The sequence below is a fragment of the Thermoactinomyces sp. DSM 45891 genome, assembly GCF_900119485.1.
Taxonomy (GTDB): domain Bacteria; phylum Bacillota; class Bacilli; order Thermoactinomycetales; family Thermoactinomycetaceae; genus Baia.
The window spans coordinates 127,352-148,490 of the sequence record NZ_FPJZ01000002.1; the positions used below are offsets into that span (position 1 = coordinate 127,352).

20 protein-coding genes are annotated in these 21,139 nt (G+C 41.5%); 7 read left to right on the plus strand and 13 right to left on the minus strand.

From position 1 onward, the window contains the following. Nucleotides 1-6: 6 nt before the first annotated feature. Nucleotides 7-654: a PAQR family membrane homeostasis protein TrhA gene (gene trhA / locus BT147_RS03750; RefSeq protein WP_072331096.1), complete on the plus strand. Its 648-nt coding sequence runs from the start codon at nucleotides 7-9 to the stop codon at nucleotides 652-654. 59 nt (nucleotides 655-713) lie between these two features. Here the strand turns inward: trhA and BT147_RS03755 are convergent, their stop codons facing one another. The 4 genes from BT147_RS03755 to BT147_RS03770 form a co-directional block, all read right to left on the minus strand. Then, a complete protein-coding gene (locus tag BT147_RS03755; RefSeq protein ID WP_072331098.1) occupies nucleotides 714-1,259 on the minus strand; it encodes a hypothetical protein in 546 nt (181 codons plus the stop codon). Nucleotides 1,260-1,342: 83 nt separating this feature from the next. Further along, nucleotides 1,343-3,124: an acyl-CoA dehydrogenase FadE gene (locus BT147_RS03760; RefSeq protein WP_072331100.1), complete on the minus strand. Its 1,782-nt coding sequence runs from the start codon at nucleotides 3,122-3,124 to the stop codon at nucleotides 1,343-1,345. A 35-nt stretch (nucleotides 3,125-3,159) separates the two neighbouring features. Next, nucleotides 3,160-4,338 (minus strand): acetyl-CoA C-acetyltransferase, encoded by a 1,179-nt coding sequence (locus BT147_RS03765; RefSeq protein WP_072331102.1) that lies wholly within the window; start codon nucleotides 4,336-4,338, stop codon nucleotides 3,160-3,162. 24 nt (nucleotides 4,339-4,362) lie between these two features. After that, nucleotides 4,363-6,750: a 3-hydroxyacyl-CoA dehydrogenase/enoyl-CoA hydratase family protein gene (locus BT147_RS03770; RefSeq protein WP_072331104.1), complete on the minus strand. Its 2,388-nt coding sequence runs from the start codon at nucleotides 6,748-6,750 to the stop codon at nucleotides 4,363-4,365. Between the two features lie 444 nt (nucleotides 6,751-7,194). On the opposite strand from BT147_RS03770, the gene BT147_RS03775 reads away from it, so the two are divergent. After that, entirely contained in the window at nucleotides 7,195-8,097 is a 903-nt protein-coding gene (locus BT147_RS03775) for a PIG-L deacetylase family protein (protein ID WP_072331106.1), read from the plus strand. 68 nt (nucleotides 8,098-8,165) lie between these two features. Here the strand turns inward: BT147_RS03775 and bioC are convergent, their stop codons facing one another. Both bioC and BT147_RS03785 read right to left on the minus strand, forming a co-directional pair. Further along, nucleotides 8,166-8,978, minus strand: a complete 813-nt coding sequence (bioC, locus tag BT147_RS03780; protein ID WP_177239663.1) for a malonyl-ACP O-methyltransferase BioC — start codon at nucleotides 8,976-8,978, stop codon at nucleotides 8,166-8,168. Nucleotides 8,979-9,249: 271 nt separating this feature from the next. After that, nucleotides 9,250-10,761, minus strand: coding sequence for a carboxypeptidase M32 (locus BT147_RS03785; protein ID WP_072331110.1), 1,512 nt, complete (start codon nucleotides 10,759-10,761; stop codon nucleotides 9,250-9,252). A gap of 197 nt (nucleotides 10,762-10,958) precedes the next feature. Here BT147_RS03785 and BT147_RS03790 point away from each other — a divergent pair, with 197 nt between their 5' ends. Together BT147_RS03790 and ptsP are read left to right on the plus strand one after the other, a co-directional pair. Further along, nucleotides 10,959-11,219, plus strand: a complete 261-nt coding sequence (locus tag BT147_RS03790) for an HPr family phosphocarrier protein (protein WP_072331112.1) — start codon at nucleotides 10,959-10,961, stop codon at nucleotides 11,217-11,219. 24 nt (nucleotides 11,220-11,243) lie between these two features. After that, nucleotides 11,244-12,914, plus strand: a complete 1,671-nt coding sequence (ptsP, locus tag BT147_RS03795; RefSeq protein ID WP_072331114.1) for a phosphoenolpyruvate--protein phosphotransferase — start codon at nucleotides 11,244-11,246, stop codon at nucleotides 12,912-12,914. A 99-nt stretch (nucleotides 12,915-13,013) separates the two neighbouring features. On the opposite strand, the gene speD is transcribed toward ptsP, so the two are convergent. The 3 genes from speD to BT147_RS03810 all read right to left on the minus strand — a co-directional run bounded on the left by speD (nucleotide 13,014) and on the right by BT147_RS03810 (nucleotide 14,936). Continuing rightward, complete coding sequence (speD, locus tag BT147_RS03800) at nucleotides 13,014-13,421, minus strand: adenosylmethionine decarboxylase (RefSeq protein ID WP_072331116.1); 408 nt, start codon at nucleotides 13,419-13,421, stop codon at nucleotides 13,014-13,016. Nucleotides 13,422-13,667: 246 nt separating this feature from the next. Beyond that, nucleotides 13,668-14,435 (minus strand): enoyl-ACP reductase FabI, encoded by a 768-nt coding sequence (gene fabI, locus BT147_RS03805; RefSeq protein WP_072331118.1) that lies wholly within the window; start codon nucleotides 14,433-14,435, stop codon nucleotides 13,668-13,670. 111 nt (nucleotides 14,436-14,546) lie between these two features. Then, entirely contained in the window at nucleotides 14,547-14,936 is a 390-nt protein-coding gene (locus BT147_RS03810) for a hypothetical protein (RefSeq protein WP_072331120.1), read from the minus strand. A 116-nt stretch (nucleotides 14,937-15,052) separates the two neighbouring features. Here BT147_RS03810 and BT147_RS03815 point away from each other — a divergent pair, with 116 nt between their 5' ends. Beyond that, nucleotides 15,053-15,232 (plus strand): hypothetical protein, encoded by a 180-nt coding sequence (locus BT147_RS03815; protein WP_072331122.1) that lies wholly within the window; start codon nucleotides 15,053-15,055, stop codon nucleotides 15,230-15,232. 38 nt (nucleotides 15,233-15,270) lie between these two features. On the opposite strand, the gene BT147_RS03820 is transcribed toward BT147_RS03815, so the two are convergent. Continuing rightward, a complete protein-coding gene (locus BT147_RS03820; RefSeq protein WP_072331518.1) occupies nucleotides 15,271-16,227 on the minus strand; it encodes a 4-hydroxy-3-methylbut-2-enyl diphosphate reductase in 957 nt (318 codons plus the stop codon). A gap of 426 nt (nucleotides 16,228-16,653) precedes the next feature. On the opposite strand from BT147_RS03820, the gene BT147_RS15410 reads away from it, so the two are divergent. Then, complete coding sequence (locus tag BT147_RS15410; RefSeq protein WP_177239665.1) at nucleotides 16,654-16,932, plus strand: hypothetical protein; 279 nt, start codon at nucleotides 16,654-16,656, stop codon at nucleotides 16,930-16,932. Between the two features lie 376 nt (nucleotides 16,933-17,308). Then, nucleotides 17,309-17,860, plus strand: a complete 552-nt coding sequence (locus tag BT147_RS03830; RefSeq protein WP_083426353.1) for a class I SAM-dependent methyltransferase — start codon at nucleotides 17,309-17,311, stop codon at nucleotides 17,858-17,860. Between the two features lie 50 nt (nucleotides 17,861-17,910). On the opposite strand, the gene BT147_RS03835 is transcribed toward BT147_RS03830, so the two are convergent. From BT147_RS03835 to BT147_RS03845, 3 genes are all read right to left on the minus strand, one after another. Next, nucleotides 17,911-19,242 carry a helix-turn-helix domain-containing protein gene (locus tag BT147_RS03835; RefSeq protein WP_072331128.1) on the minus strand — a complete coding sequence of 444 codons (1,332 nt, stop codon included), beginning with the start codon at nucleotides 19,240-19,242 and terminating at the stop codon, nucleotides 17,911-17,913. A 308-nt stretch (nucleotides 19,243-19,550) separates the two neighbouring features. Further along, a complete protein-coding gene (locus BT147_RS03840) occupies nucleotides 19,551-20,342 on the minus strand; it encodes a DUF4397 domain-containing protein (protein ID WP_177239667.1) in 792 nt (263 codons plus the stop codon). Between the two features lie 78 nt (nucleotides 20,343-20,420). Beyond that, nucleotides 20,421-21,098 (minus strand): DUF4397 domain-containing protein, encoded by a 678-nt coding sequence (locus tag BT147_RS03845; RefSeq protein ID WP_072331130.1) that lies wholly within the window; start codon nucleotides 21,096-21,098, stop codon nucleotides 20,421-20,423. Between the last annotated feature and the right edge of the window lie 41 nt (nucleotides 21,099-21,139).

The window sequence follows — 21,139 nt, forward strand, 5'->3', positions numbered from 1 at the left end:
TGTGCTATGAAATTCTTACGGATGCGAGAACCTGTTAATACGTGGACTCATTTCGCTTCATTCCTTGCGGGGATTGTCGGTCTTGTATTTCTCGTCGTATTAACCTATCAAAACCCAACTAAACTGCTAACTATGATTATCTATGGAGTAAGTCTCATCGTTCTGTTTGGTGCTAGCTCCCTGTACCACTGGGTGCATGTAAAACCCAAAACCAAGCTTGCACTACGCAAATTCGATCATATCGCCATCTATTTTTTTATCGCTGGAACCTACACACCTGTTGTCTACGTAGGGCTTGAAGGTGCTTGGCGCTTAACAATGCTCATCTGTGTGTGGAGTTTAGCCATTGTGGGAATGGTGATGAAACTATGGTTTATGAACGTACCTCGTATCGTTTCTACCATTTTCTATGTCACCCTAGGATGGTTAGCCATCGTACCTTTCGGTCAATTTATCGAACACCTTCCTGTCAAAGCGATTATTCTACTCATTGCAGGCGGTGTCGCTTATACCGTCGGTGCGGTCATCTACGCAACCAAAATTTTTGACTTCATCCCTAACAAATTTGGATTCCACGAGATCTTTCACATCTTTATCATACTCGGCTCCCTCGCACACTTCCTGATGATTTCGATGTACATCGTACCTCTATAAATCTGACTCATAAAAAATAGAAGTAGGTATTCGATAACAAGAATACCTACTTCTATTTTTTATGAGTCAGATTTCGGCTTACTTAACCATACAAAATGACTAACCGTAATAATCAGATCAATCACTAAAACCGTAGACCAACCTCTCAAGATTGCATCAAACGCCTTCGTCTGAGATGGATCATTTATCCAATAAATGATCCCCGCTAATAATCCAACACCAATCAGATAGGCAAGTACATGCCTGATCCAGCTTTTCAGATAGTGTTTAGCATACTCTGTTCCATATCTCTTTACGGGCTTTTCTCCTTGTTTCAACACATAGTATTGAAAACGCTCATCCGCCCACTGAATCATACTCTTACCAAACGCGATCGAGATCCCAATATAAACAGCAGCAATCCCATGCGCCACGGTAGCAGTCGCTCCATTGTATAAATCAATTCCTGTAATGATGAGCAATGCAAGATCAATGACAATCGTGAGGGATAGTAAGAATAAACCGAGTCGCTTCATCTTAAAAACATAGCGTGTAACTAGTCCTAGTACAATGACAATCCAAAACATTACTTCACATACAACAATCATCCAAGCAATCAGATTCAAAAGGATTTCCTCTCCTATTTAACAAGAAATGAAAAACCCTCTGCTTCTTTGCAGAGAGATTTTCATTTTTCTTGTGTATGAAATTAAACGGTGTACTTTTCAGCGTCAAGCACACGTTTCGCGATGCGACGTTTGAGCACTACTTCGTTTAGTGGCTGGACACGAGTAAACTTCTTCAACATAGAAAGAGTTGTACGAAGCATATCGCCTTCTTCCATCGCAGCCAGCGTATGACGTGCACATGCATCTACTTTCTGGAATGATTCATAAACAAAACCGATGGTAAGGTCGATCTTCGCTTGTTCTTTTTCTTCTCCATTTTTTGCAATCGCTTTTTGGGTACGGAGAAGTGCAGATTCCATCGCAAAGATTTCGATTGCTATATCAGCAAGGTCACGCAAGATTTCTTGTTCGCGCTCCAACGCTTGTTCATACTTCTGAACAGCAAGACCTGCTACCATCAGGAAGATTTTCTTTGCATGGGAGACCAGTTTTGCTTCTTCTTCCAATACAGCAGCATCTTCGTCTGGAAGAGATGGCATATACTCAAGAAGCTCTTCTTGTAGCGCCATAGCCGCTTGTAAGAGTGGCAGTTCACCCTTCATTGCCATTTTGATAAGCGTACCTGGGATCAAGAGGCGGTTAATTTCATTGGTACCCTCAAAGATTCGGTTAATACGGGAATCGCGGTATAGATTTTCGATTTCATACTCACTCATGAAGCCATATCCACCATGAATTTGCACACCTTCATCTACAGCATAGTCAAGTACTTCAGAACCAAATACTTTTGCAGCAGAACACTCAATTGCCAAACCACGTACTGCATCCGCTACTACTGCTCCTTCTGCTTCCTCTACGCCATCTAATCCAGCATCAAACATCCCACCAATACGGTATACCAATGATTCATTAGCATATGCTTTGATAGCCATATTAGCCAATTTCTCTTGGATCAGGCCAAATTTTGCGATTGGCGTGTTAAATTGTTTCCGTTGGTTTGCATACTTCGCCGAGAGCTCAAGAGCACGCTTGGAAGAACCTACTGTACCTACAGCCAATTTGTAACGACCAATGTTCAAAATATTGAACGCGATATGATGACCTTTGCCCACTTCGTAAAGAAGGTTTTCAACCGGTACTTTTGCATCTTCTAAAATTAGCGTACGAGTAGAAGATCCTTTGATACCCATTTTCTTTTCCTCTGGTCCTGTCGATACACCTTCAAATCCTTTTTCTACGATGAAAGCAGAGAATTTGTCGCCATCTACTTTTGCATATACAACAAACACTTCCGCAAAACCAGAGTTGGTGATCCATTGCTTTTCTCCATTTAAGACATAATGAGTGCCATCAGCGGACAATACAGCCGTTGTTTTCGCACCCAAGGCATCTGAACCTGAACTTGGTTCCGTCAATGCATACGCGGCAAATTTACGGCCTGTAGCTAGATCTGGTATATATTTTTTCTTTTGATCTTCGTTACCGAATAAAACGATTGGTAGGCAACCAATTCCTACATGTGCACCGTGTGAAAGAGCAAAGGAACGACCTAACGACATCTTCTCTGTGATCAAAGAAGAGCTTACTTTATCCAAAGCACTTCCTTCGTACTTCTCAGGTACATCTGCTCCGAGAAGCCCTAGATCTCCTGCTTCTTTTAGCAAACGAACGCTATGTTCAAATTCATGATTCTCGATTTTTTCGAGTTCTGGCATTACTTTCTCTTTTACAAATTCCTCTGTCATGTTTCCAATCATAATTTGTTCTTCTGTGAAATCCTCAGGGGTGAAAACCTGTTCAGGCTTCACTTCATCAATCAAATAGGAGCCGCCTTTTACTTTATAAGGGTTACTTGCGATCATCTTTACACTCTCCCTTTTTATATTAATATAGATGCTTAAACTCGCTCAATCAGTCCTGCTGCTCCCATTCCACCCCCGATACACATCGTGATAACGCCGTATCGTTTTTCTTGGCGAATGAGCTCGTTGATCATAGACACTGTAAGTTTCGCTCCTGTACAACCCAATGGATGCCCTAGAGCAACAGCGCCTCCGTTCACATTTACCTTGGAAGGATCAATGCCAAGCTCACGAATAACCGCTACAGCTTGAGAAGCAAATGCCTCGTTTAATTCAAACAAGTCTACATCTTCCACACTCAGATTCAACTTGCTAAGAAGCTTCGGAATCGCCTCTACTGGCCCGATCCCCATCACTTCGGGCGCCACTCCACCGAGCATGAATCCACGGAAAACAGCAAGTGGCTTCACACCAAGCTCTTCTGCTTTTTCACGGGACATAATCATGACAGCCGCCGCACCATCACTCGTTTGAGAAGAGTTTCCGGCAGTAACTGTCCCATTTAACTTGAAGGCAGGACGTAATTTCCCTAGCGCTTCTGCATTGGTACCTGCACGCACTCCCTCGTCGGTATCAAAAACGATCTCTTTCTTTTGCAACTTACCTTTTTCATCTACAAAATGCTCTACTACCGTAACTGGAACGATTTCGTCTTTAAACTTTCCAGATTGAATCGCTTCAAATGCTTTGCGATGAGATTCAACTGCGAAAGCATCTTGGTCTTCACGGGTTACATTGTAGCGTTTGGACACTTCTTCCGCTGTATGCCCCATCGACATATACACTTCTGGAGCACTATCCATCAGAGTCGGGTTTGGAGATGGCTTGTAGCCACCCATTGGCACCATACTCATGCTCTCTACTCCACCCGCGATAATGATATCCGCAAAGCCTGACATGATACGCTCTGCCGCCATCGAAATCGTTTGAAGGCCAGAGGAGCAATAACGGTTTACGGTCATACCCGGCACATCATGGGGAAGCCCTGCACGAATTCCGATAATCCGTGCGATGTTCATCCCTTGCTCACCTTCTGGAAAAGCACAGCCCATAATTAAATCTTCCACTTGCTTTGGGTCCACTTGTGGTACACGCTTCAATACATCGGAAACCACAACAGCTCCCAAATCATCTGGACGCGTATTACGGAATGAACCTTTTTTCGCTTTGCCGACAGCAGTACGGCTAGCGGCTACAATTACTGCTTCACGCATATGTTCTCCTCCTTAAACGCTTAGTTAGTTGCGTAATGGTTTCCCTTTTGTAAGCATATATTGCATACGTTGTTGCGTTTTCGGTTCACCAATTAAGCTCAAGAACGCTTCACGCTCAAGATCTAAGAGATATTGCTCGCTAACAAGTGTTCCTTCTGCAACAAGGCCACCCGCCAGTACATAAGCCAATTTGCTTGCAATCCTATAATCATGCTCTGAGATATATCCGCCCCACATGAGGTCTTTTGCTCCCAAACGTAACACGTTATAACCTGTTTCACCCACAACTGGAATCTTGCGCTCTTTTGGTGCCTTATAGCCTGCGTTATATAGACCGAGTGCCACCTGTTTCGCATCGTGGATAAGGAAATCATTATTCGCGGTAATCCCGTCCATTTCACGCACAAACTTATATTGACGTGCCTCTTCGCCACTGGTAGACACTTTTGCCTGTGCGACGGTCATAAATACATGATTCACAAGTGGTTGCAAGGAAACCTTATCCCCTGGATTTACACCTTCTGTCCAACGGAGCAACATTTCTTTGTTACCCCCACCGCCTGGGATAAGTCCTACCCCTACTTCTACTAGACCCATATACGTTTCAGAAGAAGCTTGAATGCGGTCAGCTGGCAAGGAAACTTCTACTCCACCGCCAAGTGTCATTCCAAATGGAGCAGCGACCACAGGGCGATCCAAGGTACGAAGAGAACCCATTGCTTTTTGGAATTGGCGAACCATCATATCTAACTCTGGCCAGTTATGATCTTGCGCTTCCATCAACATCAGCATCAAGTTCGCACCAACACAGAAATTTTGCGATTGGTTTCCAATAACAAGCCCTTTATAATTTGCAGCAACTTCTTTTACCGAATGATTAATCATGTTAATGATATCTGCACCAATGGCTTGTTTCGGTGAGTGGAACTCTAAAACGGCAATATCATCCCCAATATCGATTAAGCTTGCACCTTTGTTTCCTTTGATTAATTTACCGTCTGCTTTCAACTTAGCCAGATTGATCTTCTTAGCATCTTCTTCAATCTCCGTGAATTTTCCACCAATGCTAAATTGGTAATCTGTGCTTGCTTCCTGTTTATAGAAAGCTTGATGACCTGCCCCAAGCATCTCTTCGATCCAAGCTGGGATTGTATCACCTTCTGCTTTCATTTTCGCGATCGATTTCTCAACACCAATCGCATCCCATAGCTCAAATGGGCCTAAGTCCCAGTTAAAGCCCCACTTCATCGCTTGGTCAATTGCTACGATATCGTCAGCGATTTCACCTAACTTATTAGCAGAGTAGAGTAATACCTTCTTGGTAATGGTCCATGCTAATTCACTAGCGACATCTTTTCCGTACACAAGTGCCTGTAGTCCTTCTTCCTTGCTTTTCGCACGCTTCGAAGCTTCCAAAGAGGCCGATTTAAACTTGTTCTTTGGTTTATACTCAAATGTCTGTGTATCGAGAACGAGGATCTCTTTTCCTACTTTCTTATAAAAACCCTGCCCCGTTTTCGAACCTAGCCATTTGTTTTCTACCATTTTGACTAATGTATCAGATACAGTAAACGCATCTTTATCCACAGCGTCCGTAGCTGTTGCATGAACATTGTTTGCCACATGAACAAATGTATCAAGCCCTACTAGATCAAGAGTCCTGAAAGTAGCACTCTTCGGCCTTCCCATTGCACGACCTGTGATCGCATCAACTACATCTGCATCTAGACCCATTTGCTCCATCGCTTGAAGCGTAATTTGCAAGCCATAGGTACCAATGCGGTTCGCAATAAAGTTTGGTGTGTCTTTCGCAATCACAACACCTTTACCTAATACTGATTCCGCAAACGCTTTCATTTCTTGAACCAGACTCAGATCTGTATACTTCGTCGGGATAATCTCGAGAAGTTTCATGTAGCGTGGTGGGTTGAAGAAGTGCGTACCCAATACATGTTTCTTAAACTCCTCAGAACGGCCTTCCACCATTTCGTGAACGGAAATACCGGATGTATTCGAGCTTACAATTGTTCCTGGTTTCCATACACCTTCCATTTTCGCAAATAAATCTTGTTTAATTTTCAAGTTTTCTACTACTACTTCAATAACCCAATCCACTTCTGATAAGACCTTAAAATCATCTTCTAGATTACCTACTTGAATGAAGTCAAGGACCTCTTTCGTATACAGCGGAGAAGGCTTTTCTTTGGTTAAACGATCTTTCCCTGTTTGTGCAAAACGATTACGTACTGCTTTGTCCTCTAGGGATAGACCTAACTTTTCTTCTTTGTCAGATAATTGACTTGGCACGATATCTAGGAGATAGGTCTTGATGCCTACATTCGCTAAATGACCTGCAATCGATGCACCCATCACGCCTGAGCCTAGAACGGCAACTTTTTTCATGCGTAACAAAATAACTCCTCCTCTCGGGATGAAGAGACAATTGAATGTGAATGAACAATCATTCATTGTCAGGGTAGAAAAAAACACCTTCCTCAGTTAGGTGAACAACAAACATATTTCATATAGGGTTTCTATGCAAAAAACCACACAGAATTTTTCCCCGTTTGCAATTGCTTTCAATACTATTATTTATCTGTTTTCTTTCGTCGTCAAGAGGGAAAGTACCGATTCAGCACGTTTTTTTCATATTTGAAAATAAATTCAATCCGATCAAAACCAGAATATTACAGGGTTTATCTCACCTCTCCAGCGATTACGATTCTCACATCTATCGTATAATAAAGGATTATGCGAAGTGTAACAAAATGTTCTCCGCCTTCTGTTTCATTACGTTGATATAATAATCTCAGATGTTTAATAACTTGATTCACAACTTACTAAGAGGTGCTTTAGATGAAAAAAAATATAATAGTAGCCACCTGCAGCGTACTTTTTATGGCTCTCATCGCAGTTGGAATACTAAAACCAGGAATCATCCGTTCTCTTTTTCCGGCTGAGCGGTCTATTCCTCCAACGCTTTCACTGTCTAAGAATGATGAGAGCTTTTATATACAACCATTAAAAAAGAAGCCTGACCCACAAAAGCAGATGGTATTTTATTTCGTACCGCATGCTGATGATGAAGTCCTCACCTTCGGAGTCCCTATGATTCAAGACTTAAAACAAAACAAAGAAGTGTATGTCATCCTTATGTCTCATGGTGATATTACAGGTGCGAGGGCCAGAATAAATAAGCGAATTAATCCTGAATTAACCCCGAGACAGCTAGGACAGGCCCGAGTAAATGAGTTCATAGAAGCGACTAACCGCATGGGGATCGATGATAAACATCGATTGATTTATGACTTATTTCTGGAAGGCGGAGACAGAGAGCAGGATTATGGACGTGTTAAAACCATCGTTGCCGCTTACGCAAAAGAATATCCACAAGCTGAGTTTAAAAGTATGAGTATATTTGATGTACACCCTGAGCACGCAATCATCGGAAAAGCCATCCAAGAATTAAAAAATAGTAACCGCATAAAAAGCTCACAATCGTTTGCTTCTATTAACATTATGCGAACATGCAAGAAATCTCCTCGTTGTTCCGGTAAACAACAAAAAATCGGGATGCCTACTATTGAACGACAAATTCAATTAACCGAACCAAGAGATAAGCACATTTTATCGAGTGCCGCAGATGCCTATCGAGTTTGGAATCCAAAAAAGGGTTGGTACTCAGTTGGTGAAATCAGTGTGCCAGGGCAATTTAGAGAACTGAAAAAAGATCCTACCACCATCATTGTGAAAGAGTAACAGGAAATGTTAACTGATATAAACAATCAGTTAACATTTCCTGTTATTTTATTTGATTTTTCAAAAATCTATCCTGGTTTTTTTGACATGATTTGCATCCATTGGTAGGTAGCGTATACCAATCCTTGTTTGTTACGATACGCTTGATTATATAGCTTCATCATCCGAATCAATACTTTCCTAGCCTCAAATATACTTTGGCAGTTCGATCGGTAATTAGCTCCTGTTGCCTTGATTGATTGTAAAAGTTCCCTGCAATCTGTGTACACTTGTCGTAGCCAGTGATCCTCTATCTCCGTTCCTTGAAACCCCGATTCCTCTAGTCGTGTCGCCCAATCCTCCATAGAGGTTAGCGGAACCAGATGTTCTGTAGGCTGAACTCCCAACGTCTTCTCCACGTACTGAAAACTAGATCGCAATTCTAAAAAAGTATCTGGTCCGAAGGCTGTAGATAGATAGCTACCACCCGGCTTTAACAATCTCATAATCCCATCTAAAAAGCGACCAGGTCGTTGCAACCAATGGACTGCTGCATTCGAAACGATCAAATCATAAGACTCTGGAGAAAATTCACTTAGCTCTTCTGCATCAGCGAGAACAAATTCTACATTCCTCTCATCTATTTGTTCTCGTGCTCTTTGAATCATATTTTCAGCTAAGTCGATCGCTATAATCCGTGCATTTGGATATATTTCAGCTAATAATTGTGTAAAATAGCCTGTTCCACAACCGATTTCTAGAATTTGTTGCACATTCTCATACTTTTGACGAAGAGTTTGAATCAAATGATGAGCTATTTTCTGTTGGACTTGCGAATATTCATCGTAAGTATAAGCTGCTTTATTAAAATTCTTCTCTAAAATATGTTTATGTATAATCATTTTAACGCAACCTCTTACACAGCAGGTTGCCATTCCCTCCCTTAAAAAAAGTTCACATCCAAAGGGTAACTAGTCGAATTTTGTCGTTTTATATCAATAGAAGCAATCTGCTTCCTTTTGAATTTTTATTTATATATAAGTTATTCTATCTGTCATAATATTTCCTTCTTTGTTCACTGTTTGTTCACTTTTTTGTCACAATATAAATAAGTGAACTAGATTAGAAAAAAACCATCCTCTCCCATAGAAGATGATGGTTTACTTGTCATGATTACTTGCGAAGTTGTGGATAGATCATACTAAATTTATTTTGTAGATATTCAACGTATGGATCAATCGAAAGAGCCTGCCCAGTTACCCGTTTAACCAATTCATCGGTTGTATACTTTCTACCGTGGGTGTAAATGTTCGTTTGCAGGAACGTGTGAAGTTGTGCGAAATCCCCTTGCTTCATCAATTCACGAACGTTTGGAATCTCCTTTTCAGCCGCGGCGAAAAATTGGCTACTTAAAATATTTCCTAGTGTGTATCCTTGGAACAGACCACCAATATGATCAAAATACCAATGGATATCTTGCAAAACTCCATTTGCATTCGTAGGGGATGAGATTCCCAAATCAGATTGATAACGCGTACGCCAAGCTTCTGGAAGATCCTTTACCTTCAGTTTCCCTTCCAACATCTGTGTCTCTAAATCAAAACGAATGATCACATGTAGATTATATGTAACTTCATCCGCATCCGTACGGATTAGCGATCTAGATACTTTGTTCGTCTCACAATAAAACTCATCTAACGAAACATCTTTCAGTTGCTCAGGGAATGTAGCCTGTAACTCTGGATAAAAGAACGTCCAGAATTCATAGCTACGACCGACTATATTTTCCCATAGTCGCGATTGACTCTCATGTACCCCAGAAGAGGTGCCGTGATGCAGAGGGGTACCTTCATATGCCTCATTGATTCCAAACTCATATAATGCGTGCCCGGTTTCATGAATGCTACTGAAGAGGGCTTCCCCTAGATAGCCTTCATTTACTCTAGTAGTGATTCGAATATCATTATGTGCAAACTTGGTCATAAATGGATGTGGGGCATAATCCTGACGACCACGTTCCCAATCAAAACCTAAGCGAGTGATTACTTTTTTTCCAAATTCTATCTGCTTATCTGCAGGGTAATGTTTCTTTGACGTAAATGGGCCTGTGTGCTCTTTTGACGTAATCGCTTCCACCATAGGGACCAATGCATCACGCAACTGACTAAACAAAGGACGAATAGTACCCACTGTCATACCGTAATCGTTTCGTGCAATCAGCGGATCGGCTACATGCTCATACTCGAAAAAGTCCGCGTAACGACGACTTAACTCCAATGTTTTTTCCAAATGAGGTTGTACAATCGAAAAGTCATCTTGTTTACGTGCCTTCACCCAAGCGCTATAGGTTTTAGCTGTATGAGCGACAAACTCTGCAACAAACTCTGGGGAAACTTTTGCCTCTGTATCATAATCTTGTTTTGCCACACGAATCAGTGCAGCTTCGTCTGAGTCGTAAGGTAGACTCTGGGCCTGAGCAGATAATTCCTCTAACAGACGACCTAATTCCGGATCTGTTTGCCTTTGATGATGCAATCCCGCCAGTACCGATAATTGATTCCCGCGAGATTCCGCCCCTAAATTAGGCATGAATGTACCTTGGTCCCACTCTAGAATCGCTCTTGCCGAGTGCAGGTGGTATATCTCTTGTAGTCTAGCTCGTAAAGCTTTCAATTTTTCATTCATTCGAAAAATACCTCCTATTCAAAATTGAAAATCTAAATAAATGCCTATCCTATTCATTTTGACATATGATCAAGCAAAAAATAAAGGTAAAAATCAAAAATAATTAGGGTCACGTAATTGTATAAAGATACCTCTTACATACGGAAATCTTTTTAGGTTATGATAAAAAAGACTACATACAGAAGGGAATTTTTTTCATGACAGAGAATACAGTTGTGATTCAGAATTCAACGGGATTACATGCACGTCCTGCGGCACTCCTGATCCAAAAAGCAGGTAGCTTTAAAAGTTCTATTAAAATAGTCAAGGACGGACGAGAAGCCGATGCGAAGAGCTTGCTAGGCGTTATGTCCTTAGCAATAAAAGGAAATGAGTCCATCACGATTCGCGCTGAGGGAGAAGACGAGGCGGCTGCAATCGAAGCCATGACTCAATTTCTCGAGAGCCATCAAGAGTAACGAAGTAATTTGGAGGAATTGATCTTGGAACAAAACGGAAAAGGAATTGGCGCCGCTACTGGTTTAGCTATTGGTACCGCTGTCATTTGGAAGAAAGAAGAAGTGAGTGTCCAAGAACGGAGTATAACAGACCTCTCTTCCGAGTTACAACGTTTTAAGAAAGCTATTCAAGCGACGAAGGAACAAGTACAAACTCTACGAAAACAAACAGCAGACCGGATGGGGGAATCTGAAGCTGCTATTTTTGATGCTCATTTAGCCTTTTTAGACGATCCAGGATTTATTGGTGAGATGGAACAACGCATCAACACTCAAAAACAGGGCGCCGATTGGGCATGTCAGTCTGTAACAGGCGAATTTAGTTCCTTATTCTCCAATATGGAAGATGAATATATGCGAGCGAGAGCCGATGATATTCGTGATGTTGGGAATCGATTGTTACAAAACATTCTAGGGAATCCTCCTGTAGACCTCGGCTTGTTACAACCTGAGAGCATTATTATCGCTGATGAACTAACTCCTTCTGAAACAGCACAATTCTCCGAAGCCATTATTGGCATGGTTACAGAGCGAGGTAGCAAGACGGCCCACGCGGCTATCATGGCTCGAACTCTTGGGATTCCAGCGGTACTCGGACTAGGAAGTTTTATTCAGCAAATCCAGGATGGTGATACGATCATTCTCGATGGAAGCACCGGAGAAGTCATCGTAAACCCAAACGATCGATTACTCTCTCAGATTAAAGAAAAAATCGCACAACAAAACGAACTCCAAGCAACCGCCTTACAAGAAGCATCAGGGGATGCATATACCTCTGATCAGAAACGTATCGAGGTACTAGCGAATATCGGAAGCCCTCAAGATGTACCAGATGCGTTAGCCAACCATGCAGAAGGCATCGGACTATTCCGTACAGAATTTCTCTATTTAGAAAACACAAAATGGCCTACAGAGGACGAACAATTCGCCTCCTATAAACAAGTCTTGGAAGCATTTCCATCGAAGCCTGTTATTATCCGAACCTTAGATATTGGTGGGGACAAGCATTTACCTTATGCGGAGTTGCCGAAAGAGGAAAATCCATTCCTCGGTCTTCGTGCCGTTCGTTACTGTCTCGCAAATCCTGACGTATTTAAAACACAGCTCCGAGCCCTCCTTCGTGCCAGTGTACATGGATCACTCTGGATCATGTTCCCTATGATTGGAAGCGTATCGGAAATCCTACAAGTGAAGCAGATATTAGAGGAATGTAAGCAGGAATTAATAACGAAAAAAATCCCTTACTCGCATCAAATCAAAGTAGGAATTATGGTGGAGATTCCGGCCGCGGCAATCCATGCAGACGAACTAGCCAAGGAAGTCGATTTCATGAGTATTGGTACTAATGACCTTACTCAATACACACTTGCAGCAGATCGTGGAAACGAACAAGTGGCCCATCTCTATGATCCGACTCATCCAGCCGTGCTAAAACTCGTTAAAATGACTTGTGATGCCTGCCACCGCGCTGGCATTCCGGCCGGAATGTGCGGGGAACTAGCGGGTGATGCCAGTATGATCGAAATCTTAGTAGGTCTCGGCTTGAACGAACTCTCTATGAGTGCCAAAGCAATCCCGCAAGTAAAACAACAGATTCGCAAGATAGAAACTGTGGAGGCTTCCAGTTTAGCACTAGAAGCACTTCACAAAAGATAGATGAAGATAAAACGATTCATCATTAGAAATGGAATTGAAATATAATAAACCCCCTCTCTACCGATGGTAGAGAGGGGGTTTGTATTCATTTAGTCAATTTTAGACAGCTGCTAATTTCTTTGAACCAACGTGCTCTGGTTGTACAACCTCAATGGGTCCATCCCCGCGTCTGAGGACTTTGGAAACTGCCTGGGTTGGTTGCAGTGCTTCAAGCATGTACTCAATAGCCACCATGGGATCAACTGTATGACCGCATGTATAACAATCAAGTGCGGCAAAACCTTTTTCTGGGTAAGTATGAATCGAGAGATGACTCTCCGATAACATAACAAGTACCGTCGCACCTTGGGGATCAAATTGTTGAGATTGAACGGATAAGATTGTCGCACCACAAGCAACTGCTGCCTGCTCCATCTTTTCGCGTAAAAACTCCGCATCGTTCAAAAGATCAAAATTTACACCCCATGCGTCCATGGCTACATGCCTTCCGAAAGTAGAAAATTCCATCTCTTTCGGCCCCCTTCCTAGCAAAAAGTTGGTGTGAGCCAAATTCCGCTAGAATCAGCTTGTTCACCACAGGGGGAGGTTAGTCCAGCGAGGTCCCAACCCTTTAAGTGAATCTGGATCCTACTAGCTCAGTTCATATCACGAGATATAACATATCACATTATATCTAGTACATCAACCAGTAATTTTTGTGGACTTCTCCGAATAGGTTCGTTACTCCTATCAAGGCGTTCATTTAAACGACAACTACATACCCATGATGTTATATCCGCTATCTACGTGAATCACTTCTCCTGTAATCCCACGAGACATATGGCTTAATAGGAACACAGTTGTATCCGCTACCTCTTCTGGATCCGTCCCGCGACGAAGCGGTGAACGCTCTTCGATGACGGATAGCATTGAGTTAAAGTCCTTTACACCTTTGGCAGCTAATGTACGAATCGGGCCTGCTGAGATCGCATTCACACGGATATTAGAAGGACCTAGATCATGTGCTAAATACTTGACCGAAGTCTCTAATGCTGCTTTCGCAACCCCCATCACGTTATAGTTTGGAATCACTCTCTCTGATCCCATATACGTCATCGTTACAATGCTACCACCTGACGTTAGATACTTGCTTGCCTCGCGACTAACAGCGACGAGCGAATAGGCACTAATATCTTGTGCCAACGCATATCCGTCACGAGAAGTATTTACATAGGCTTCACTGAGGTCCTCCGCTTTGGCAAATCCAATACTATGTACCACACCATCTAACGATCCCCATGCTTGATTGATCTGTTCAAAGGCTGTTTCGATTTGCATATCATCTGTAACATCACACTCGACCATCAATGAGCCGGGCATTTCCGCATCTACCAATTGCCCTACAGACTTCTGGAGTCGTTCCCCTTGATAGGTAAAAGCTAATTTCACACCTTGTTGATGCAACGCTTTTGCAATCGTCCAAGCAATGCTACGCTTATTGGCAACTCCCATGATGACAACTTTCTTATCTTTCATCTTCATATATTTACACCTCTTACGGGTCAGATTATAAGATCAACTATTAGTACCAGATACTAAAATCGTAATCAAAAATGGGTTCCTTGTCAATATCGACAAAATCTAGGTAGTGATTTACCATCCTGCTTTGGGGTGCCTCTGTAACGAAATATCATGAATTTGTAATAAGTTACTACTTTCGGTAACCTCTTCTAACTCTTTAGAAGTAATAAACAACGAAAACAGGTCATAAGAACGTTCATCTCTTAGTAACATCCCAGCGTGTTCCTTGGGGAAGGCAATGGCATACTCCTGTCCACTTACACATTGAAAGCAAAATAGATAGGCATCTTGTTCACGGTCAAACATCCAAACAAACCGAGTTGCCTCATCATTGGACTCTATCACTTCCAGCCATTCTGGAATCGATAAAAACAAAACAGGCTTTTCTAAATAAGTAGCCCATACACCATCCTCTGGAATAGATGCTTCTTGAATCCGGGGCAAATAACGTTCACCGTTCATCTTTCATCCTCTTTCTGGCTTTTTTCATCTAGTAGCTTCATTATAACGTAAACCCTTCTTCAATTGATTAAATACATAAAGTTCCGCCTATAATAGATGGAAGGAGGTGGAACTTTATGTACTATGTAATACGCGATTCCGAAAAATTACCCCCTTCCATCATTCACGAAGATCATTATTTTGCTTGGTATAATCCCATGAAAAAAGACCATCGTGTTGAGTTTCGTGGAACCATGAATCAATGCTATGACTTCATGGCTACTCACCCCACCCAAGCCCGTAGTCAATCGTTGTAATTCACAGAAAAAAAGCCGAAGGAGTGAACCCTCTCGGCTTATTTTTGCTCTGCTCTTTTCTTACGCACAGGGGGTAAGATACGATTAATCTTCACTTTACGAGTCGTATCCCATGTGTTCGGATCATTTTCATCAAACTGATCTAAAAACGTAACTACTTCACGAGTAATAGGTGTTGGTGTGGAAGCACCCGATGTAACAGCAACTTTCTTTTTTCCTTTTAACCAATCTAGTTGAATTTCAGATACATCCGAAATGCGATATGCCTCTACGGAAGCTATCTCCTCAGAGACCTGTGCTAGACGATTAGAGTTATTGCTACGGGGGTCCCCCACTACTAGTAAAAGATCAGCACCAGGTACATGATGGGCTACCGCCTCTTGCCTGACTTGTGTCGCTAGACATATCTCATTGTGAACTTCAACCGTAGGAAACTTCTCGATGACCCGATCCATCAAATGTTTGATATCCCACTGACTCATTGTGGTTTGGTTCGTCACAACCAAGCGAGCTGTATCTACTTCTAATTCATCTAGATCCTGTTGATTCTCAATCAAGTGAACACTTTCTGGTGCAATCCCGATTGCACCCTCTGGTTCAGGATGCGCTTGTTTTCCTATATAAATGATTTCATAACCCTCAGCTACTTTTTCACGAATCAAATCATGTGTCCTTGTCACATCAGGACAAGTAGCATCAATCACATGTAACCCACGTTCCACAGCACGTTTTCTCACCTCAGGAGAAACCCCATGTGCAGTAAAAATAACCGTTCCCTCTGTAATCTCTTCTAGTAGGTCCAAGCGATTATTACCATCTAGTGTGATAATCCCTTCTTCTTCAAATGCATCCACCACATGACTATTATGAACGATCATCCCTAAAATATAGATTGGTCGCGGTATATCCTTATTCATGGCCGCTTCACGGGCTAATACCATAGCATCTACAACACCGTAGCAATATCCGCGAGGCGTTATTTTCAACACTTCCATAATCAAATCTCCCTCCCCATTTACAGGGCTAATAAATCCATTATACCGCATGTTGAAAACTTGACCAAGTTTCATCTAAAGATAGGCTAGTCTCCACGGTACACTTGCACCATTTTACGAATAGTATGGATTGTCAACTAAAGGAAAGGAATGTGATGGCTGTGGAACAAAGACCTATGCCTACACCAGTACCAATGCCAATGCCACCCATGCCAATGCCACCAAAAAAACCTATGCCTGCACCTATGCCTCCAACTTATCATCCACCTTCATATCATCATGGTGTACCTTGCATCCCCTGTGACTTAAATATGCTTACGCAAATGTACCAGCATATGAAAAGGTGTCACCGCTATGAAGAAGAGATGATGAAAAAGTTAATGAGAATGTGCAAGAAACATAAACATAGACGTGGTTGTGATCCATGTGAGTCTTCCTACGGACGCGATCGGTATTGTGAATCCTCATACCGACACGATTATTGTGAATCCTCTCATCATCGTCATCGCCGCGGAGATTGTGAATCTTCCTATCATCGCCGTAGAGATTACTACGAATCTTCTGACTGCCGTCCCAAAAATCCATGTAATGATTGCTAATGCTAAGAGGCTCTCTCTTAATAGAGGGCCTTTTTTCCATTTTCGAAGTCAAAATAAAAAGCCTCCATACATGTACGGGGCTTCACACCAAAGTGTAGTATTTTAAAAATAGGCGGCACTAGTTATGTTCCTTCGATTTCATACGTTCACGAATATATAACGTTGCTAAAACCAGCGAGATCCCCATAGAAAACAAAAGTAGAGCTGCAGAATCCAATAAGCTCTGGTTCATCTCTTTGAAACCTCCCAATTATCTACATATACTATACGAATCTCCCGACGCAACGATTTAAACCGTATAACCGCTCACAATCGAATTTTTAATCCCTCTATAACATATGCCCAAATAAATAATTCGTTCTGTCCAAGTCAGCCCATTTCAATTCATAGTAATTTCATCGGAAAAATTGACTTTTCTTTATGATACGGTTAAAGTTATAGCTAGTACGACATCATCATAGATAAGGTTGAGGTGCCCCCCATTGATTTTAGAAAGAGCAAAGTTCATTCATAAATTTGTACAATCTCCTCGAGAAATCGGTAGTATCACCCCTAGTTCTCGCTTTTTAGCCCATGCGATGCTAAAAGATATTGATTGGAACCAAACGAAAACAATCATCGAATTAGGTGCAGGAACAGGCGTCTTTACCCGAGAAATAGCTAGAAAGGCATCATCACCCACCAAGGCGCTCATCTTTGAACAAGATGATGATTTACGTAAGGACTTAGAAGAAAAAATTCCACAATTCACCTATCTAAAAAAAGCGGAAGAACTGAATAATACACTTAAAGAACTTCATATTCCAAATGTAGATGCCATTATCTCAGGATTGCCATTTTCAAATTTCTCCCAATCTTTTACCCAAGAGATCCTGGACCAAATCCAGTCCTCCTTATCGAAAAATGGTTCTTTTATTACATATCAGTACTCCTTACAGCTACGCAAAGAGTTGAAAAACAGATTTAAAAACGTACAAATTGATTTTGTCCCTTGGAATTTACCTCCAACCTTCGTCTATATCTGCACCAATTAAAAACGAGTGAAGACTACTGTAAAATCAGTAGATCCACTCGTTTTTATTGTCTACCATACATCAAACAATGCCTGCTTCTGATCAACTTTTCGTTGAGCCTGATACATCTGATCAATCGCTTCTTGGAACCTCTTCTTATCGCCAATGGAATCATAACAGCTCGCTAACTCATAGCATGCTAGGAATTGTTTCTGCGAATAATCATGTTGTTCAGCAATTTGAGCTGCCTGCATTAGGTAGTGTACACCCTCCTCCTGCTGCCCCATCGTTTTCATAAGACGTCCCATGATAATGAGAGCATTACTCAATTTGAGAGCATCATTTAACTTCTCTGCCCAAGAAATAGCTTGTTGCAAAATTCTCTTTGACTCATCGCTTTTTCCTTGCAGTAAGTAGAGATTTCCTAAAGAACAGTAAGCTCGTACTAATTCTTGCTTTTGTGCAACACGACTTTCCAAATCTAAAATGTACGAAAAACACGTCTCCGCATCATTCAAATTGTTCTGCTCTACATAGATCGTTCCTAAGATCGTCCAGATCTGGAACATCTCATTATAGAAGGAGCTCGTAGTAGCAATTTGAATGCCTTCTCGTGCATAGCGAATGGCATCTGAATATAGTTTCATTCGACGATATAAATCAGCTCGTAACGCGTACATAGGGAGGATAATTTCTGTCTTCCGAACAATCGGCAGGTACACCCATAGCTCATCTAACCGCTTTAATGCCTCATCGGTTTTCCCTAACTTCTCTAGATATATAACCCGATTCGTCATCAGCACATACTTGATCTGCTCTGGATCGACTAGTTCTTCACGATAAACATCAAGTCCTCTTTCCGCATAGATCAGTGCTTGCTGTAAATCATTTTGAATGTACTGTAGGTAGGCAAGATAGTTGAAGTTGATTGCTTCCAGATTATTTTTTACTTCATTTTCCTGAGAAATAAAGCGATTTGAATCGATTAGCTCGCGCTCTGCCTTCTTCCATTCGTTCGTTTTCAGAAAATAACGTCCACGTAGGGAGTGAAACATAGATGCATATTCTTCCCTAGTTGCATCAGAGATGTTACATAGCTTCTTATAAGCTTTTTCATGCTCATCCATTCGGATCATGCTCTCGATCGCCATAAGCTTCAATTGCATGGTCTCCATATTTTCTGTATCTCGCATCAACATACTTGGTAAATCATTAGCATTTAACCCCAGTTTCTGCATTAGATAATAAACCTTCTCTTTGTTGACATGGGGAACACCGCGTTCAATGTTACTAATCGTAGCAGTTGAGATTTGTTCATCAGAAAGGTCTTCCAGACGTAAGCTACGCTCCTTTCTAACTTTACGTATAAATTTACCAATTTCACTAATTTCGAAAACGCTCATGGTTAAGCCGCCCTTTCCTTCTAAACCGTATTCTCTCCCTATAGTGTAATCGATTTCACTTCTATTAGAAAGATTCAGATCACATCTGACATCCAAAATTAGGATTGAAAATCTTACAGATTACAGTGAAGTAGAGTAGAGATTGTAATCTTTTTGTTTTGAAGAATATTATATTACAATCGGTTTGTAAGATAATATCTATTTTTGTCAAATCACTACTAAATAGTTTCGGAAAAAAGAATCAAAAACCTTCTGAAAAGTAAAAAATAATTTTGACGAAATAAAAAAAGTGCATAATCTGCACCATTTTATCTATCATATTCTAATGTATCCTCTACCATTATTACTTGCAGAGCAGGAGTTTCACTCACTCTTCCTAATGCAAAGATCGTATAGTCCTTTCCAGACTTAAGTGTTATATTCGGAATCGTAAATTCTGCCTGCTTTCCACCCGCAGACCGGATCTCCCATGTATAGATCCCTGGATTCAGCGTGATAAACCGAGCATCACTGAAATCCACATCTAAAAAGAGAGCATTTCCTCCTTTTACGGTAATATCAACCCGGCTCATATCGGGAGATACATGGATAAAACGCACCTTGGATCTTCTGGGAACTTTCCGTAAGTCATCCTCATAAGAAAGTAGCTCAACACCCAAATCCGACTCTGCATCGGCCGTATTTAGAGTATAGGCTCTCCGACTTCGTATCGTAACAGATTGGGAAAGGATTGCCTCATCCTGTCGTCCAGCTGGAAATATCTCCATCTGATATTCCCCCGTTGGAAGAAAGAAGTATTCTGTAATGCCACTATAGGGCAAGTTGCGCACAACTGGTTTTTGATTTACATACACATCTACTGGAGCAGACTCATAAGTAGATGCATGAAGAACCCTCATAGATCCCAGCTCATTTGATGAGTTTGAGCCTACTTGGTGCATGGATTCCTGTTGAGTTCTCTCATAATGACTTACAAATGGCTCCAGATATTTTAGATACTCCCCATGATATCTTTTATGCTTAGATTCATCTCGATCATGATAATAATCGGCTAACAACTTATTCCGAATGGCTTTGCCAAAGAACTTTTTCCAAGACAAAATAGTAGCCTCCCCTAGCATAGATAACTTACTATTAGCCTATGCCATGAGGAATCGATTCTTCACTGTTTTATTTCTTTAACGATCATGTACTAGGATAAGTCGATCTCCCTGCTCGACATCTCCTAGATAAAAAACAGTCACCACATCCTTCGAAAATAAGGGAAGGGTAATACTCTCATGATCGGTATTCATCATCCCTGTAACCTGCACTTTCAGCTCCAAGCGTTTAGGTTGAATCGGTACATAGGGTGTCAAATGAGTAAAGGGAATATTATTGAAGATCACTCGATTATTTGCAACTAAATCTACATTCGACCCTTGTGAGTGTAGATGTATAAATCGAATTTGTCCCATTTCTTCTTCTTGGCTTTCTGTGTGATCAGGAATTGTTATTAATTTAGGATTCTTTTTCGATACATCTTCTGAATCGATGAGAGCAAGCGTACAGAGTCTACCATTACGAACGGATAATATTTGTGATACAACTGTGCCTTCTGTTTGATTTCGAGTCATTTGTAGATAGCTATCTCCACTGTGTATACTGACATAGTTCGTCATAGCTCCATATGGAAGTCGACGAACCATTCGCTTTCCATCCAGATATACATCCATATCCTCCTGCCATCTTGTAGCAGCGTGCAGAATTCTGACTCCTGCAATACCAGCAAGGGGCTTTGAAGCACTCCTGGAGGATGGGCTCGTTGTCATTTGTTTTCCATTACTACTTCGGCTAGACCTCTTCTTTTTTCCCATTTTAAATTCCTCCATTCTCTCTTCATCTTCCTTTCATTAAA